The organism is Mesorhizobium sp. M1E.F.Ca.ET.041.01.1.1, from assembly GCF_003997355.1.
Classification (GTDB): domain Bacteria; phylum Pseudomonadota; class Alphaproteobacteria; order Rhizobiales; family Rhizobiaceae; genus Mesorhizobium.
Genome location: NZ_RZSL01000007.1, coordinates 12,397 through 29,264, shown reverse-complemented (window position 1 = coordinate 29,264; position 16,868 = coordinate 12,397). Strand labels below are relative to the sequence as shown.

Annotated in this window: 12 protein-coding genes and 1 pseudogene; 4 read left to right on the top strand and 9 right to left on the bottom strand. The window is 61.4% G+C overall.

The features are described from left to right. The first annotated feature begins 28 nt into the window (after positions 1–28). Together EOA38_RS01840 and EOA38_RS01835 are read left to right on the top strand one after the other, a co-directional pair. The gene (locus EOA38_RS01840) at positions 29–1,117 is read left to right on the top strand and encodes a glycosyltransferase family 4 protein (RefSeq protein ID WP_127298299.1); all 1,089 of its coding nucleotides are present in this window, start codon (positions 29–31) and stop codon (positions 1,115–1,117) included. After that, complete coding sequence (locus tag EOA38_RS01835) at positions 1,114–1,890, top strand: polysaccharide deacetylase family protein (RefSeq protein WP_127298298.1); 777 nt, start codon at positions 1,114–1,116, stop codon at positions 1,888–1,890. The genes EOA38_RS01840 and EOA38_RS01835 overlap by 4 nt, the downstream gene beginning before the upstream one ends. A gap of 51 nt (positions 1,891–1,941) precedes the next feature. On the opposite strand, the gene EOA38_RS01830 is transcribed toward EOA38_RS01835, so the two are convergent. The 3 genes from EOA38_RS01830 to EOA38_RS01820 all read right to left on the bottom strand — a co-directional run bounded on the left by EOA38_RS01830 (position 1,942) and on the right by EOA38_RS01820 (position 6,227). Then, positions 1,942–2,796: an MBL fold metallo-hydrolase gene (locus EOA38_RS01830; RefSeq protein ID WP_127298297.1), complete on the bottom strand. Its 855-nt coding sequence runs from the start codon at positions 2,794–2,796 to the stop codon at positions 1,942–1,944. 75 nt (positions 2,797–2,871) lie between these two features. Further along, on the bottom strand, positions 2,872–3,321 hold the full coding sequence (locus EOA38_RS01825; protein ID WP_126090201.1) for a cyclic nucleotide-binding domain-containing protein: 450 nt from the start codon (positions 3,319–3,321) through the stop codon (positions 2,872–2,874). 191 nt (positions 3,322–3,512) lie between these two features. Continuing rightward, the gene (locus tag EOA38_RS01820) at positions 3,513–6,227 is read right to left on the bottom strand and encodes an ABC transporter ATP-binding protein (protein ID WP_127298296.1); all 2,715 of its coding nucleotides are present in this window, start codon (positions 6,225–6,227) and stop codon (positions 3,513–3,515) included. Positions 6,228–6,389: 162 nt separating this feature from the next. Between EOA38_RS01820 and EOA38_RS01815 the strand changes: the two genes are divergently transcribed. Beyond that, positions 6,390–7,061, top strand: coding sequence for a class I SAM-dependent methyltransferase (locus tag EOA38_RS01815; RefSeq protein ID WP_127298295.1), 672 nt, complete (start codon positions 6,390–6,392; stop codon positions 7,059–7,061). 119 nt (positions 7,062–7,180) lie between these two features. On the opposite strand, the gene EOA38_RS01810 is transcribed toward EOA38_RS01815, so the two are convergent. Genes EOA38_RS01810 through EOA38_RS01800 form a run of 3 tightly spaced genes read right to left on the bottom strand, consistent with a single transcriptional unit; the run spans position 7,181 to position 10,813 of the window. After that, a complete protein-coding gene (locus EOA38_RS01810; RefSeq protein ID WP_127298294.1) occupies positions 7,181–8,356 on the bottom strand; it encodes a glycosyltransferase family protein in 1,176 nt (391 codons plus the stop codon). Further along, positions 8,353–9,597, bottom strand: a complete 1,245-nt coding sequence (locus EOA38_RS01805) for a glycosyltransferase (protein WP_127298293.1) — start codon at positions 9,595–9,597, stop codon at positions 8,353–8,355. The genes EOA38_RS01810 and EOA38_RS01805 overlap by 4 nt, the downstream gene beginning before the upstream one ends. Position 9,598: 1 nt before the next feature. Beyond that, complete coding sequence (locus EOA38_RS01800; RefSeq protein WP_126090206.1) at positions 9,599–10,813, bottom strand: glycosyltransferase family protein; 1,215 nt, start codon at positions 10,811–10,813, stop codon at positions 9,599–9,601. Between the two features lie 328 nt (positions 10,814–11,141). Here EOA38_RS01800 and EOA38_RS01795 point away from each other — a divergent pair, with 328 nt between their 5' ends. Next, positions 11,142–12,020, top strand: a complete 879-nt coding sequence (locus EOA38_RS01795; protein ID WP_127298292.1) for a FecR domain-containing protein — start codon at positions 11,142–11,144, stop codon at positions 12,018–12,020. A gap of 174 nt (positions 12,021–12,194) precedes the next feature. On the opposite strand, the gene EOA38_RS01790 is transcribed toward EOA38_RS01795, so the two are convergent. The 3 genes and pseudogenes from EOA38_RS01790 to EOA38_RS01780 all read right to left on the bottom strand — a co-directional run bounded on the left by EOA38_RS01790 (position 12,195) and on the right by EOA38_RS01780 (position 16,845). Continuing rightward, on the bottom strand, positions 12,195–14,399 hold the full coding sequence (locus EOA38_RS01790; RefSeq protein WP_127298291.1) for an adenylate/guanylate cyclase domain-containing protein: 2,205 nt from the start codon (positions 14,397–14,399) through the stop codon (positions 12,195–12,197). A gap of 201 nt (positions 14,400–14,600) precedes the next feature. Then, a pseudogene (locus tag EOA38_RS01785) lies at positions 14,601–15,825 on the bottom strand (alpha/beta hydrolase). A 60-nt stretch (positions 15,826–15,885) separates the two neighbouring features. Then, positions 15,886–16,845, bottom strand: coding sequence for a formylglycine-generating enzyme family protein (locus tag EOA38_RS01780; protein ID WP_189434378.1), 960 nt, complete (start codon positions 16,843–16,845; stop codon positions 15,886–15,888). Positions 16,846–16,868: the final 23 nt, after the last annotated feature.

Here is a 16,868-nt window from a genome sequence, read left to right as displayed (position 1 = left end):
GCCGGCATTCCGATGATAGGGTCCGGCGATGCGAATTGCCTTTTACGCGCCGCTGAAGTCACCCAATGATCCCGTTGCCTCCGGCGACCGCCAGATGGCGCGGACGCTGGTCAAGGCGTTGGAGCATGGAGGGCATAGCGTCGAACTTGCATCCGAATTGCGCTTTTATCTACGCGAACCGGAGCCGAGAAGTTTCGATGCGCTCAAAATCGCGGCCCGGGAGGAAACCGCGCGGCTGACAAGGCTTTGGGATCGTGACGGCAAGCCCGATCTCTGGTTTACCTACCATCCCTACTACAAGGCGCCCGACCTGATCGGACCAGAGCTGGCGTCGGCCTTTGCTGTCCCCTATGCAACAGCGGAAGCCTCCTATTCGAGGCGGCGCAACGCCGGTCTATGGGCCGATACGCAAGCGTTGGTGGCGCGAGCCGTCGGACAGGCAGCGCTAAACATCTGCTTCACACAGAGAGATCGTCAGGGACTTGCAGACGCGATTCCCGGCGCCGCTTTCGGTATGCTTTCGCCATTCATTGACACGGCGGCATACCGGGAAATGCCGGCACGGGGTTGTCCGACCCGCCTCGTTACCGTCGCCATGATGCGCCCGGGCGACAAAGTCGAAAGCTATCGCATGCTGGCGCAAGCGCTCGGTCCGATCGGCCACCTGCCCTGGACCATGTCGGTTGTCGGGGACGGGCCTGCCCGTGACGAGGTCAAAGCGCAATTCGCCGGCTTGCCCGCCGATCGTATCCAATGGCTCGGCGCGATTGAGCCTGCCGCCGTGCCGGATGTCCTCTACGGTGGCGGGATTTACGTCTGGCCGGGTTGCGGCGAGGCCTATGGCGTTGCCTATCTTGAAGCACAGGCGGCCGGCCTTCCGGTGGTGGCTCAAGACATCGCCGGCGTTCCGGAGGTCGTGCGGGATGGCCAGACCGGGATTCTCACCCCGCCGGGCAATGTGGGGGCGTTCACCTCCGCCATTGAAAGGCTTCTGGTCCGTGACGCCGAAAGAACCATCATGGCTGCGGAAGCCAGACGCTTCGTCCTCGAGGAACGTTCCCTCGATGCTGCGGCGGCGCGTCTGGCCGCACTCCTGGCGAAGATCCCGGTGTCATGACGTCCGATCAGATTTGGCAACCCTTGGTGGAAGAACTGGCGTGCCTGCAACGGACGGACCGCAAGACAGAGTTCTGGCTGCGCGACGATGACGCCGTGGATCCGACGCCTGCGCTTGATCGGCTGCTCGACCTCACCGGTCAATTCGCGGTTCCGGTCACTCTCGCCGTCATTCCGGCCCTAACCGACGAGAAGCTTGTCGTCCGGCTTGACGAAGCGTCGCATGCCACGGTCGCAATCCATGGCTGGGCGCACCGAAATCATGCGCCAGAGGACCAGAAAAAGCAGGAACTCGGCGCACATCGGCCACGCGAGGCGGTGCTCGATGATCTGGCCCGCGGGCTGTCGCACGTAACGGGCCTGCACGGCGCACGTGCCGTTCCGATGCTGGTGCCACCCTGGAACAGGATAGACGCCGGCTTGGTATCCGACCTTGGGTCGATAGGATTTGCGGCATTGTCGGTCTTCGGGCCGCCGAAACCGGCTTCACTGGCGGTCATCAACAGCAATGTCGACATCATGGATTGGCATGGCACGCGCGGTTGCCGCGATCATGGCCTGTTGGTTCAGGCTATCATCGCGCAATTGCGGCATGCGCCCGGCGGCGGCGAACCGGTCGGCCTGCTCACCCACCATTTGGTCCATGATGAATCGGCCTGGCTTTTCCTCGAACAGCTGTTCTCAGTCACCGCACGGACTGAAGCCTGCGCATGGCTTCCGATCAAAACATTGATCGGGCGCAGCGCCGGTAGAGCAATTCCAGGAAAAGTGTGAGCGGTTTTCCGTCCGGAATTGCGTCAAAACAAGAAGATAGAGGAAAATAGCTCAGCGCGCTTTGCGCGATGAGGCCGGAAATTCGAGCGTCTGGCCATCCCGCGCGGCAAAAGCGCCGGCAAACCTCACCTTGGCCAATTTCTCGATCTCGTCCAGTTCATTGTCGGTGCGTGCCGGATCGTGGTGAAACAGCGCAAGCTCCCGCGCACCGGCCGCCTCGCAGAGCTTGACGCCCTGTTGCCACGTCGAGTGCCCGTTTCCACGGCGGTGTTCCATTTCCTCCTCGGTGTAGGTGCAATCGTAAATGACGAGGTCGGCATCTTCGATCAGGCCGAGCACCGCCTGATCGAGTTTGTCCGGCTCGTGCTCAGTGTCTGTGATCATCGCCACGACGCGGCCGCCCCATTCGACCCGGTAGCCTATGCAGCCGCCCGGATGGTTGAGACTGCCCGTTCGGACCACCACCCCTTCGCGCGGCCGAAGCACGTCTCCGGATACAAAATCGCGGCAGTCGATGGTTGCCTTGCAGATATCGAGCCTCACCGGAAACCACGGCGGCCGCATGAATTCATCGACCATCTGCCGGGTCGTCGTGCGTCCTGCTAGGTGGCCGGACCAGAGCCTGACCTTGACGCTCCGGTCATAGATCGGCTTGAAAGCCGGCAGCCCAATGATGTGATCGTAATGGCAATGGGTGAAAAACAGGTCGAAATCGGTCACGCCCGAGGCCTGAAGCGCCCTGCCGGCAGGCCGCAGGCCAGAGCCCGCGTCGAACAGAAGCGTATGCTTGCCGCATCGCATCTCAATGCAGATCGTGTTGCCGCCATAGCGGGAGAATTCTGGCCCCGATACCGAAATGCTGCCGCGGACGCCCCAAAACCTGACCAGGAAAACGTCGTCGTCCATGCTAGCCCTTCACAGTCCAGTCGCCCATGGTAGCCGGTGTCGTCACGACGGCAAGGATCAAGCGCGCGTCACTCGTTACTTGGCGCTCCGTGCGTCGATTAGATCCGCGGTCGTATGGCTCAGGCGATCGGCGAGGACCCGCACCATCTCGATGGTCATGTCAGGGAACTCCCTCATAAGCCTCAGGAAATGATCCTTGCGGATTCTCAAGGCTTCCAGCGGACTTGCGGCTTTGACGGTGGCAGTGCGATTGCTGTTGCACAATATGGCGATCTCGCCAACGATCGAATTTGGCACCAGTTCGGCAACTTTTATCGGTCCGCTGTCGGAATCGACCAGAATATCCGCCTTGCCTGAAAGGATGACATAGGCGGCGTCTCCCTCGTCGCCCTGCCGGAAAAGAATCTGGCCGGCGCTGTAGCTTACGCGATCGGATGTGAACGCAAGCAGCTTGAGCTTTGCCGGCTCTATGCCGGAGAACAAGGGAACGCGTTGCAGCATTCCAACCTCATCCTTGAGCAGCATTGTCGCAAACCTTCCCAACATTCACGTCTGCGAGACTAGAACAACCGACGCGCAGATGGAATCAATTCTGCTTGCGGATAGCGGGACGAACCACGCGAAACGTGGCGAGCCCGATCAGCCGAAAACCTTAATCCCTTGACCTTGCGGTAAGTTCCCACCGGCAGAATGATCATCTCTGAATGTCCAATGCTCTATGACAGCAGTTCCTTGAAAATACCGTCCCCTGCCAAAAGTCCCTCGTGTGTTCCGTCTTCCACCAAACGACCCGAGTCGAAGACGACAACGCGATCGAACATCATCGCCATTGCCGGATTCGTCACGACCCACACAATTGCCGGCGAATGGCCGTCGCGTCTGGCTTCCTCGAGCACGTTTTGCAGCACCTTGTCCTGTACGCGCTGGTCGAGCGCAGACAGCGGCCGGTTGAGGATGAGAAAATCGGGACGCTTGAGCAGGGCCCGGGCAACATCGAGCTTCTGTCGCTGTCCACCGGTCAGCCGCCTGCCGCCGGCGCCGACGTTGAAGTCCAAACCGACATCCAGCAGTTCGGCATAAAGCCCCAGTTCATCAAGAATGTCATAGACGATGGAGCGTATTCGGTCCGGCGCGTCGGGGTGGTTGCTGCCCAGACGCCCGAACAGGACATTGTCCATGACGGTAGCCGCGGCAATGTATTTGGCAGGATCGTACCGTTCGACCGCGTTTTGCAACTCGGGCGGCAGGTCTTCATAGAACCGGTTGCGTGCGGCGACGATGTTGTTCATCAATTCGTCGCTCAGCAGGCCGAAGCGATGCCGGGGCTCGATATAGGCAAAGCTCAAGGTGACGATCATGGCGCGGTCGCTCTCCGAAACCGTCTCGTAGGGACGGTTCTTGAGCCGTTGCAGCAAGGTTTCGTAGGCGGGTATCTCCTCGGCGCTCATGAAGGTGAGTTGCTGGAAGAACGGGTGATCGGGCGGCAGGTCGGCAAACAGCTCGATCGCCTGTTCGGCGATCTCCATGCCCATTTCGTAGAGCGTGCGATCGAGGCCGGCTTGCCTCAGCACGGAAGCAAAATAGGGATTTGCCGCCAGAGCCCTGTCGGCCAGATCCGGGCCGGCGGCAGCGCCGAAGAGCAGGTTCTGGCCGATCGTTGCTTCCTTGTTGTAGGCGCCCGGTTCGAAAGGAACCACCAGTCCGCTCAGCCCTTCGTGTTCCAGCCGGGCTCGCAGCGCCGCGCGCAGTTCGACGATACGCCTGGCAAGCTCCGTGTGACGCGTGAGGTCGGCCGAAGAGCGCAAGCCAAGATCCAGAATGTCGCGTGACAGAACAACCGCGTCGAGCACGCGGCGCACGGCTTCAAAGAGGTCGTGCGGGCCGGTAGCGCCGGCGGAAGCATAGTTGATCCAGTCGCTGTGGATATCGAGATCCGGATTGCCCGACCGGCTCGCCTCGCTGATGTTCCAGCGGCGCTGGTCTGCCGCGACACCGTCATAAGTCACCGATGTCAGCGGCGCATGCTTCAACCCGTAGAGCAGGTTGTCGCGGAGGCTTGCCTGGAACAGGAAAACATCCGACGAGGCATAGGACATGCGCCGGCCGGTCACTGCCTCGGGGAGTTCAAGCAGGTCGTCGGCGCCCGAAGCGACCCTTCCGCTGTTCGGCCAGTTCAGTCGCGCGAAGGCCTCCGCAAGCGCCTCCGCGCCACCTGTTGCGGTGCTGACCAGCGCCACCGTCTCGCCCGGCTTGACCTGGAGGGAGACACGGTCGAGGAGCATTGCACCGCCATCGTCTGCCATGGACAGGCTGATCGCCGACAGCGGGTTGGTCATCGGACCGGGATCGTCGATCGTCAATGCCCCGATTCTCGGCGCAATGAGACCCTCAACCGTGAACTGTTCAACGACCTGCTGATATTTGACCTGGACATCCTGCCGGTCCTGATCCCAGTCGATCAGTTCCTTCATCGGTCCGGGCAGGTCCTTGTAGGCGCCGATTACGGCCACGAGCTGGCCGACATCCAGCCGCCCCTGGATAACCAGATACCCGCCGACCATGTAGAACAGAAACGGCGTGACCTGCGCGAGGAAATTGTTCAGGAACTTCACCATGAATTTCCATTGGTAAAGATCGAAGCGGATCTTGAAGATGAGCCCGAGCCGGGCAGCTATGTCGGCGCGCTCGTAGTTTGATGTATCGTGGACGTGAACCGCGCCGATGCCGTCGACGATTTCGCCAACGCGGCCCGAAAGCGCGCGCGCCGTCAACTGCCGTTTGCGCCCGAGCACGATCAGCCGCCGCCGCATTCGCGGGATGAGCACGATCTGGATCGCCACGATCACGGCCGCTATCATTCCGAGCCAGAAGTTCTGGACCAGGATGAACAGCATGGCCGTCAGCGCCTGGCCACCGAGCAGCACCGGCTGCAGGAAGGCATCGCCGATGAAGCCGCCCAGCGGCTCGACCTCGTCCTTCACCATGGTTGCCACTTCGGCGGATTTCACACGCGTGAAGTAACGGGGCGGAAACCGCAGCACACGATCGACCAGATCGAAGCGGATACGCCGCAGCATGCGTTCGCCGAGCCGGCCCTTGTAGGTGTTGATGTAGAGTTTGAACAGGCCGTTGATGACGACCAGCAAGAGGAACACAAGGCTCAGGGCAAACAGCGTCGCCGTGCGGTCGAGCTGAAAACCGGAGAAGAACTGGACCTCTCCAATGAACGGCAAGTTATAGTGGAGCCTCATGAATGACTGGGTCGCGCCCGGTTGCTCGAAGCCTCTACCTTGGATCGGGCCGTTGACGATCAGCTTCGGCAGGTCAAAGGACATGAAATACGGGATCATCGAAAGCAAGACGATAATCAATATCCAGAGCTGCTGCTTCTTGGTGTGCGTCCAGATATAGCGGGCTAGGCTGGCTTCCATATTGGACTGCGGACCTTCAGTTTAAGGAACAAAGTAAAAGTACCAGCCGGTGAACGGCGCATCGGCAATCATCGCCGGCGACACGTTCGAAGCCTGCGAGGCGGCTTGGCGGGGCAAGATTGCGTTGTGTCGCCCGAAATCCCAACGTACAAGGCGAATATGATGGATGTTACGCAACCGCGCAATGCCGGCATGGACGGGCACGAGCAGGCTTTGGACCTCACGCGGGGAATTGCTGCCTATGTCAAACACCCTCTCGTGGCAGGGCTGGCGCGTGTCATCGCCAAGCATCCGAAGGCCGACATCGCCAACGCCTTCAATCACAAGCAGGTCGCCTGCAAGATGTGGGCGCTCGACAGGCTGTTCGAAAGCTGCGGCGGCCGGTTCGGGCGCATATGGGTTGTGGGTGGATGGTACGGCATATTGCCGGCAATGCTTTTCAACGACGCCCGCTTCGACGTCGCGGCGGTCGACAGCATCGACATCGACCCCGAAGTCGCGCCGGTCGCCCAAACCCTCAACCGGGAAGCCGGCGACCGGTTTCGGGCGCTGACGGCAGATATGTACGCACTCGACTATGCGGCCGGCCGGCCCGACCTGGTGGTCAATACGAGCTGCGAACACATAGCCGATCTGCGCGCCTGGCTTGCCCTGCTTCCGCGGGGTACGAATGTACTGCTGCAATCCAACGATTATTTCAGCGAGCCGACACACATCAACTGCGTGGCTTCACTGGCAGCCTTCGAGGCAATGGCGGCGCTCAGGGAGGTGCGGTTCTCCGGCGAACTGCCGACAAAGAAATATACGCGCTTCATGCTGATTGGAACTGTTTAAGCATTTCGCCCAAAAGCGCGTAGCGGTTTGGACAACGACATGCATCAAAACAAAGACTTAAAGCGCGTCGACTGAATCCGTTTCAGCGCGACGCGCTTTAGGCCCCGCCGTCTGCTTGATCATGTCCTTTTTCCGAGACCGGACCCCATTTTTAGGGACCATGTTCGATGCCGCTCGCGCAGGATTTGCGCCGAGTGACACGCCCCTTCCAGATCGAGACGATGCGCGGATGGCGTCGGTGCCACAAGCGCCTGTTCGATCGCCTGCGCCAAACCTTCGGGCGTCAGGTCCTTTTCCATCAGCACCGTTGCAAGACCGAGTTGTTCGAGCATCAGGGCGCGAACCGTCTGTTCGGTTTCCCCGCCGGCTGCAAATGGAACAAGCAGGGAGCGACAACCCGCGCGCAGGACATCGCAGACCGTGTTGTAACCCGCCTGCGAGACCGACAGGCGGGCGCCCGTCAGCAGGCTGGCGAAATCCTCGCGGAACCGGAAGATGGACAGACCCGGCGTGGCATCGCGTGCGATCGCGTCAAACTCGTCTTTCGGCAGGTTTGGCCCGGTGATCAAACACCATTTCCAGCCGTTGTTGGCATTCTGCGCCGCTGCGACGGTGGAGCTGACAAGGCTCCTTCCGGCAGCTCCGCCGCCAACCGACACCAGCACATCGAAGCGCTCGGAGGCCGCGGGCGGTGGCGGCGCAGCAACGAGGCCTGTGTAGGCAACCTCGGCCCTGATCGCCCCAGCCAGTGGAAATGTCTTGTCGATGGTTGCGAAAGCCGGATCGCCGTGGACCATGACAAGGTCGAAATGCCTGTTGATGAGATCGACCGTTTCCTCGTTTCGGCCCGGCTTGACGCGTTCCTGAAGGATATCACGGACGGAGGTCGCCAGCAGCGGTCTGGGCGACGTCGCATCGATGGCCTCGATCAGCGGCAAGAGTTCGAAACGCATCTGCCGGCGTCCAAATGGAAACGCCTCGACGATCACGATATCGGGCCTGCAATCCCGGAATGCCTGCAGCAGCATCTCTGAACGCCGCTTCTTGAAATCGTCGTCGATGGGTTTGCCCTGCAGGTCGACAAGTCCGGAAAATCCTTCATCGCCGGAGGTGACAGGTGGCAGGGTTACAGTTTTTACCCCTGGTCCCGGAAACCCCGCGATCGGCGCGCCGCCGGTCACGACGGTTACGTCAAACCCGTCATCGACCAGGGCCGCTGCGATGCGGCTGGAGCGCGCGAGATGGCCGATGCCGAGCAGGTGCTGGACATAGAGGAAGGCGCGCAGCTGCTTCAATCGGCGGCCCGCCACTCGCGCTCGAACAGTTCCTTGAGCTGTCCAATGCTTGCCATATGATCGAAATTGCCGCGCACGCGCCGCTCCGCGGCGTCGCCGAGACGGGCGCGCAGCATGGGATCACGGATCAGGCGCTCCAGCGCCTGTGCCAGGGCAATTGGGTTTTCCGTCGGAACCAGCAGCCCGGTTTCATCCGGCGATAAAAGCTCCGGCACGCCGGAAATATCGGTCGACACGCAGGCAAGCCGCTGGCTGGCCGCCTCCACTAGAACATTCGGCAGACCGTCCCGGTCGCCATTCGCGGTGATCCTGCAGGCCAAGGCGAAGATGTCGGCGCGGCGGTAGTGGTCAAGCACCTCCTCCTGAGCAAGCGCGCCCTTCCAGGAGACGCGGCCATCCAGTCCGAGCTTTTGCGCCAGGGCCTTGAGCCGTTCCAGGTGCTCGCCGCCGCCGATATGCTCGAAACGCCACGCCAAATCGCCAGGCAAGAGGGCAAGGGCCTGCAGCAAGGTATCGTAACCTTTCTTTTCAACGGCGCGCCCGACGCTGAGAATGATGACCGGTTCGTCCGGCGCCGAGCCGTCATGCTGCTTTCGCGCCTCGCCGAAACTGCCGAAGCGATCAAGGTCGAGCCCATGGTAGCTCAGATGCACGGACGACTTGCCGTTGGCGAGTTCTTTCAGACGGTCGAAACCGGTTTTCGTGCAGGTGACCGTCCAGCGCGCGGAGGAGAGCTTGCCGGCCAGATCCCAGTCCGCCGAAGTCCAGATGTCCTTGGCATGGGCCGAGCAGCTCCAGGGCAGGCTGCGAAGCTGGCTGGCATAGCGCGTCACCGATGCCGGCGTGTGCGCGAAATGTGCATGCAACCATCCCGCGTCTTCCGGCCATTCGGCCGCCAGCACGAGCGCTTGCCCGAAGCGGCGCACGCGATTGCGCGTAAAGTCGCGGGGGAGATCGGCAGCCAGCGATCCGAGCGCGCGCCAGAAGCCCGGCCGCAGCAGATAGGCGAACAGCGAGCGAACCACGCGCAGCGGCTCTTCATGCAGATATTCCGGCAGATAATGGACGGGCGCTTTGATCTCGTCATGCACGGGGTGGCGTTTTGCGTCGGTCGGCCGCCTGAGCGCGACGAGTATCAGGTCGAACCCCGCGCGCTCCAGACCGAGCAGTTCCTGCGCGATGAAGGTTTCCGACAGCCGTGGATAGCCCTTTAGAACCACGACGATCTTGCGGCGTCGCAACTCAGTTCATTCCTTCAATGACCGAAAGGTGAGGACTGGCCCGCCGGTCGAGCAGTTCCGCGACGATTTCGGAAATATGGGGCAGCCCTTCCAGCCTCAGATGCGGATTGCTCTGGGATGGGCGGGGCCGGTCCGGCAGCATCACCAGCGCATCGGCAAACCGCTGGGAATCCTTGGCTTCTTCCGGCAAAAGCATCTCGATGAGGCCGAGTTCGGCTGCGCGCCGAGCGCGGATCAATTGCTCCTCCCGAGGCTCGGTGCGCGGCACGATCAGCGCCGGCTTGTCGAAAGACAGTATCTCGCAATAGGTGTTGTAACCGCCCATCGCCACTACCGCCTTGGCCCCTGCAATCAGATCTTCCATGCGGTTGTCGAACTCGATGATCTTGATGTAGGGGATCTTGGCCCCCTTCTTGAGCAGCTTGTTGCGCTTGCGTGCCGGCATGTAAGGCCCAAGCACGATCAGTGCCCTATGCTGCAATTGCGGGTCCTGCTGATAGGCATCGATGACGTCGTGGATCAGTTCCGCGCCGTCACCGCCGCCCCCGGTGGTAACGAGGATATACTCGCCCTCGGGCCGGTGGCCGGGCAACTCGATCCGCTGCAGGCTCCGTTGCAGGAAACCGACGAACCTCATCTTTGCCCTGACAGCCGGCGGCACATCCAGGCCGGTCAACGGATCGTAGAAATCCGGCGGGCCATAGGCCCAGACCTTGTCGTAGAACAGGCCTATCTTGCGCATCACATCCCTGCGTGCCCACTCTGCTTCGAGCAGATGCGGCGCATCCATTACCTCGCGCAGACCAAGCACGAGCGTGGTACCCCGCGTCTTGAGGTAGGACAACGTGTCCTCGATCTCACCGCGCAGGCCGAGCGGTTCCTTGTCGACGATGAAGATATCCGGCCGGAAGGTCTCGGCCGTGTGGCGGATGATCGACTGCCGCATCCTTAGCGTCTCATGCAGATCGATATCCTTTTCCAGCGAGGTGTACTCGCCGTTGCGCAACTTGATGACGCTGGGGATCTTCACGAAGTCGACACGGGCGCGATAGTCGAAGGCACCGGCGATAGGCGCGCCTGAAATGATCAGCACCTGAAGTCCGCGGAAATCCTCGACCAGCGAATGCGCGATCGTCCGACAGCGCTGCAGGTGGCCGAGCCCGAACGTGTCGTGGCTGTACATGAGAATTCGAGCGTCTTGTGCGTGCTGGGTCATTGTTGAACGTCTTTTAGAATTCTCGTTTTGAGGACCGTGGGCGACCCGGAATTCGAAACCATCCTCGCGGGTCTACCGACCTGCTTTGAACATGAGGACGCAATTTTTTCAATTGTATTACTCAACGTCTGCCCAGCTGCCATGCGCATCAGATGCAATCCCCAGCGCATCAGCCACGCCGGTCTTGTTGCGCCGTGCGCGGCACAGAGCCTGGCGTCGACGATTGTGCTTTCGAGCGCTGCCTGAGCGAAAGAGCTATGTCCTACTTCAATTGATGTATGCCTCCTCTTCAAGCATATGCTAATAAAGGCATTTGCAGGAGGATGCTATGCCGTCCTTGAGGTGGGCTGCTATTGTCGCTCTGGCCGCGACGCTCAACAATGCGACACCCACCAAAGCCGCCGAAGCAGTGGGCCAGGCAGTCGTGATCAAAACTGCCGTTACCGGCGCAAGCGGACCGCTGGAAGTCAAGTCACCCGTTCATCGGGACGAACGGATCAGTACATCCAATTCCGGGCTTGGCCAATTCGTGTTCCTGGATGGCACCAAGCTGGCGGTGGGATGGGGTTCTTCAGTCGTCATCGACAAGTATGTCTTCAACGATGATAATTCGGTGAAGAAGCTTACCATCCGCGCTGCCAAGGGAACGTTTCGCTGGATAAGCGGAAGCTCGCCTTCATCCGCCTACCAGATCGTGACGCCTGCGGGCACGATAGGCGTGCGGGGAACAGCATTCGATGTCCACATCGCGCCCAACGGCAAAACCGCCGTCGTGCTCCTGAAGGGGACGGCCCGATTCTGCGGCGGCGGCGGATGCAGGGAACTGAAGCGGCGCTGCGATTGTGTGGTCGCGACGCCATCGGGCGCAATGACCGACGTTATCAAGGTCAATCGATCCGTGCTCACCACACTCGGCACCTCGCGGGCATTGCCGTTTCTGACCGGCAATCAGCAGCTTTCGGGAAGCTTTGGCGCAATCGGCGGAAATTGCGGGCTTACGGCTGCCATTCAGCAGGAACATACGCCGCGGCCGCAGCAGCGCAACTCACCGGCGCCACCCAGTCCGGGCACGCCCAATCCGCCGAGCCCGCCGGAGCCGCCGCCGAAGGGCGAGGTGGATGACGGCAACAACGGACATGGAAATGATCCGGGTAAGCACGATCCCAGCAATCCCGGAAAATCTTACGGTCCTGGCAAGAAGGGATAGGGCAAGGGCGGTGGCAACGGCAAGAGCCACGGATAGCCGCTCTTTTTCTTGGCGAGTCCGATATTCGACTTCGCCGCCCGGCCGGGGCTAACTCGCCTCTACGTCGGGGTGGACCACATCATTGCCCTTGAACAGCAGCGAGTCAGGCGGTCGACCGCCCTGTATGAACGCAGGTCAGGAACCGGAGCCGAATTGTTGTTCGGCATAGCCGGCATTCACTTCCACCGCCGCTGCCGCCCCTTTGGCAACAAAATCATCCGCTCTACGCGCTATCCGGCCATAGAAGTCCTGCAAGCCTGCCGGCAGGCTTGCAGCCTTGGCTTTGGCCGCCGCGATGATCTTTCGGCTGCCTGGCAAGCGCGATTGCAACGCCTCGACGAGCTTGCCGTGGAGAAGCCGCAATTCCGCAAAATCGGGCGACGACGCAACATTTTCATCGCCGACGACGGCACTGATTCTGGTCCTGGAGCTCTTTCCCTTGAGCTCCAGCGATCCCGCGTCGAGCAAGGCCCAGCCTGGCAGTGATCTTACTGTGTCGTCGGATGCGAGGATGTCGAAACTCACCGTCTTGCAGGCTGTCTCGATACGCGCTGCTATGTTCACCGCGTCGCCAACGGCCGAATAGTTGAATCGCGACTCCGCACCCATGTTTCCGACGCAGGCGACGCCGGTATGGATTCCGATACCGATGCGAACCGTCTGCCCGGCCCCGAATCCGAATGCATCGCTTTCGTTGAGGCGGGCAATCGTCTCGCGCATGGCCAATGCCGCGCGAACGGCCTTGGTAGGATGGTCGGTGACATCGACCGGGGCATTCCAAAAGGCCATGATCGAATCGCCGATGAACTTGTCGAGTGTGCCTTCATTGGCGGTGACATGACGGCTGAGCGCGTCGAGAAGCGTGTTCAGAAACCGCACGACAGCTGTGGGCGGCAGTCTTTCGCTGATCTCGGTGAAGTTGCGCACATCGACAAACATCACGGTCAGCTCGCGGTCGTCTCCGCCAAGACGAAGTGCGTTGCGCGTGTGCTCGATGCGGTAGAGAAGCGATGGCGACAAATATTGGCCGAAGGCCCGCCGGATCGCGCGCCGCTCCCGATCAGTCACCAGGAAGCGGAAAGAGGTTGTCGCGAAATGCGTGATCGTGCCCATGACGATCGGCGCAAACGGGTCGAACAGCAGTCCCGCAAGCGAAAAGGCGAGCCATGATGCGACGAGCGCCAGGCCCGTGATCGCCAGGCCGCAGGCGAGCGCAATCGCGGGGCTTACGAAAATCGTGAGAATCACCAAAAGGATGCCCAGCATCGCGATCGACGCGATTTCCAGCCCGTTTGCCCAGTCGGGCCGCGACAGATAGTGGCCGGACAGTATCTGTTCAACCATCTGCGCGTGGAGCGAGACGCCCGGCACGTTCTCACCGAGTGCCGTGACACGAATATCCTGGAGCCCGGCGGCGGAAGTACCGACAAACACAATGCTGCCGTCGATCGCGGCCCTTGTTTCGGGCGAGACGCCGTCGGGTGCGAGCACGTCCTTCGCCGAAACATACCGTTCCGCCCTGTCGGGACTGACATAGAGCCAGAGTTCGCCGGCCGAGGTCACCGGGATAATGAAGTCGCCGATCTTGACGGAGGTCATTATGCCCTGCCGATCCGGCGCGCCGGCAATGAGATAGGTGGAGGCGCCTTGCGCTACCCTCATGGCTTCGAGGGCAAGATCCGGATAAAGCTGCTCGCCATCAGTCAGAAAAAGTGGAGTTGCCCTCACAACAGCGGTCGACCTGCCCGGATTGAGGCTGATGTGTCCGATGCCGGCGGCATTGGCCTCAAGCTGCGGCCGCAACGGTGTGGCTGCCTTGATATGGGGAGGAGCATCGACCGGGCTTTCGCCCGTAAAGGCGATGCCAGCCTTCATTCGCGGACGATAGTTCCCTTCGTTGGAGATGCCGTAACCCAGGATAACTGGTTTGCCGGCGATCGACCGGGCGAAGATCTCGTCGTTGTCGGGCAGGCGGTCGAGCACGGCAGGATCGATGCCTGGCACGTCGCGGACGACAGTGCGAGGCGACAGACGATCGGGCTCGGCGAAAAGGATGTCGAATGCGATGGCTGCCGCACCAAGCTCCGTCAGTTTCTCGACCAGAGCCGCCATGCGATCCCTGGGCCACGGCCACTGCCCGAACTGCTGCAATGAGGCCTCGTCGATGTCGACCACGCGCACGGGCATCGACTCGAAGTGGCGAGGTGCCAGCCTCTGATATTGGTCGAACGTCGCTTCGCGGGCCAGTCTCAACGGCTGCGGGTCGCGCGCCCGGACAATTGTAAGCGCCGCTACCAGCGACAAGCCCAGGATGACGCCGGCCAACTGGGCGCGTGTCATGACTTCTGCACCGGCTGCTGTGCTGCGTGTCCTTCCTGCATGGTCCCGCCCCGGGAGGTAGGTTTCGAGCCTCAAGGCTAGGCTGCATTGTTCCCGGCGAATGTGCAATCACCAACCTTATCGCCTCAACGGAGTAGCGCAGTCCCAGCGCTGACGATTTTCCGCAGCCACGAAGAACCGAGTAAACACTGGGGCTACGAATCACTGCGTCGTCGCATCGCCCTTCAGTATCGTCTCCAGGTCGTCGGGCGGCGGTTTGTTCGTGTTCCCCTCAACCGCCGCAATGGGCGCGCTGACCGTCGTTGCCGCGGCGTTGCCGATCGTGTCGACCGTGCCGGCGACCACCAGGCCAAGCTCGTCGCCAAGGCCCACTCTCTGGTCCGTCAAGCTTTGGCCGGAAGCGAGTTGCGCCCCAAGCAACTGAACGATCTCAGGACTTTCGGCAAACTTGCTGTGGTTCAAGCGATCCGCGGTCTTCACGTCGGTCAGATCCAGAACCGTTATTCCGGCCGCCTCAAGCTTCGATTTGTACGGCTTCTTTGACGGATCAGCCTGCCCCACCCTATCGACATTGCCTGATCAGACGCGAAACGGCAAGCGCCCGATCGTCCCGTGAGACGGTGATGGTGAACTTCGGCTTTTTCGGTCCGAGCTCGGTCCACTGGCGGCCGAAGACATCCACGTCCAGATCGGGAGATGCCAGGATGACGTTCCTGATCTTGGGCGAAACGCGCCCGTCCTCCAACGCCATCTGCCTCAATGATTCCATCGCGAGCCAGGTGCCCATCGAGTGCGCCATGACCGTGACGTCCGTCACGCCGCGGTCGTCAGTCAAGGCCTTCAACGTCCGCTCGAATGCGGTGCGTGAAAAATTGGTGCTCTCCTTGTCGTAGTTGTAGCCGAGCACACTGGCGCGCGACGGCCACGTGAAGAGGATAGGCGTGACCTTCGCATCTGAGTCACTCACAAACTGCGCGAAGCGGAAAACCGAATCCTCATACCTGTTGTTAAAGCCATGCACGAAGACGAGAACATGGCCGTTCGAATTATGAGAATGCAGCCATTTGTGAGCTTCGGGGATCGACAGGTTTTTCGCGGCAACGACGGCGAAGTCCTTTCGGGGATCGGGCGGCAGCTTTTTCGGCCATTCGACCGTGCCGGGCGCACGGTTCGGCGGGATTGAGATGGTGAGGTCGGTCAAGGAAAGTGCCGGGCTTCGCTCGCCCGTGAACAAGGTCGCCGGATCGCCGGAAGGCTTGCGGCTGGTCGCAACCAGCATCGTAACATCCGAGGCCGCCGGCGAGACCAGGCTCGCGGGGATCGGCGTAAGAACGCCCTCGGGCCCTGTCGCGCACGCCGTCAGCGCAAGGAAGAGAGCCGATATACTTCCTACGGCGTGCCTGCATAACGGTCTAGACCGCGCCATTGCTTACCCTTTGTGGATGCCTTCACGCGCTGACATCGGCCGAGCACAAGCACGCTCCCCTCACGACGAACGCGCGATGCAACGAAAGCCAAGGTGACAGGTGGACGTATCCACGGGCTGAGCCATGCGAGCGGCCGGGCGGTAACGTCGACAGTAGCTGGGAGCACATAGGAAGGATCCGCCCTTGGTCACCTTGCGCGGGATCCTGATGTCGGGCGTCAGCGGGTCATAGCTTGCCTCGCGCTCGCCGCCGCGCGGATTGGTCATCGTGCAGCACGGGCTCTCGATCTGCCGGTGCTCCTGGTACCAGTCGACAGTCCACTGCCAGACATTGCCGGCCATGTCGTAGAGGCCATAGCCGTTTGCCGGGAACGAGGCGACCGGCGCGGTCCATTCGTAGCCGTCCTCGCAATCGTTGCGGAATGGAAACTCGCCCTGATAGGTGTTGGCCATATGCTGGCCGCCGGGGGTCAGTTCGTCGCCCCATACGAATTCGGCGCCTTCCAACCCGCCGCGCGCGGCAAACTCCCACTCGGCCTCGGTCGGCAGCGCCTTTCCCGCCCAGTTGGCATAGGCTTCGGCGTCCTCGTAGGCGATGTGCACGACAGGATGGCCCTCGAGCCCCTTGAGGCCACTGGCTGGCCCGCGTGGATGCCGCCAATTTGCTCCCCGGACGTAAGCCCACCAGTTGTAGTGATTGCTGCGATCAATGCCGCGCGGCGGCCTGACGAACAGGGCTGAAGCCGGAGCCAACGAATCGACGCTGGCTCCGGGATAGTCAGCCGCATTTGCAGGGCGCTCGGCCAGCGTAACGTAGCCGGTCGCCTCGACGAAGCGCCTGAATTCGGCATTCGTGACCGTCGTGCGATCCATCCAGAAGCCGCCGACGACGACGCGATGCGCCGGCGCCTCCTCCGGATAGTGGCTGTTCGAGCCCATCAGGAACTCGCCGCCGGGGATCCAGAGCATATCGCCATGCGACGAGGCTGCCGGCTTTGCGGCAAGTCGTGCCTCAGTCATTGGGCGGCCTCGTCTGAACGGCA

Excerpts from the sequence above, each read along its gene's own strand:
- EOA38_RS01795 (WP_127298292.1), top strand. The coding sequence starts at position 11,142 with ATGCCGTCCTTGAGGTGGGCTGCTATTGTCGCTCTGGCCGCGACGCTC.
- EOA38_RS01835 (WP_127298298.1), top strand. The coding sequence starts at position 1,114 with ATGACGTCCGATCAGATTTGGCAACCCTTGGTGGAAGAACTGGCGTGC.
- EOA38_RS01790 (WP_127298291.1), bottom strand. The coding sequence starts at position 14,399 with ATGACACGCGCCCAGTTGGCCGGCGTCATCCTGGGCTTGTCGCTGGTA.
- EOA38_RS01825 (WP_126090201.1), bottom strand. The coding sequence starts at position 3,321 with ATGCTGCTCAAGGATGAGGTTGGAATGCTGCAACGCGTTCCCTTGTTC.
- EOA38_RS01840 (WP_127298299.1), top strand. The coding sequence starts at position 29 with ATGCGAATTGCCTTTTACGCGCCGCTGAAGTCACCCAATGATCCCGTT.
- EOA38_RS01780 (WP_189434378.1), bottom strand. The coding sequence starts at position 16,845 with ATGACTGAGGCACGACTTGCCGCAAAGCCGGCAGCCTCGTCGCATGGC.
- EOA38_RS01800 (WP_126090206.1), bottom strand. The coding sequence starts at position 10,813 with ATGACCCAGCACGCACAAGACGCTCGAATTCTCATGTACAGCCACGAC.
- EOA38_RS01820 (WP_127298296.1), bottom strand. The coding sequence starts at position 6,227 with ATGGAAGCCAGCCTAGCCCGCTATATCTGGACGCACACCAAGAAGCAG.
- EOA38_RS01830 (WP_127298297.1), bottom strand. The coding sequence starts at position 2,796 with ATGGACGACGACGTTTTCCTGGTCAGGTTTTGGGGCGTCCGCGGCAGC.
- EOA38_RS01815 (WP_127298295.1), top strand. The coding sequence starts at position 6,390 with ATGGATGTTACGCAACCGCGCAATGCCGGCATGGACGGGCACGAGCAG.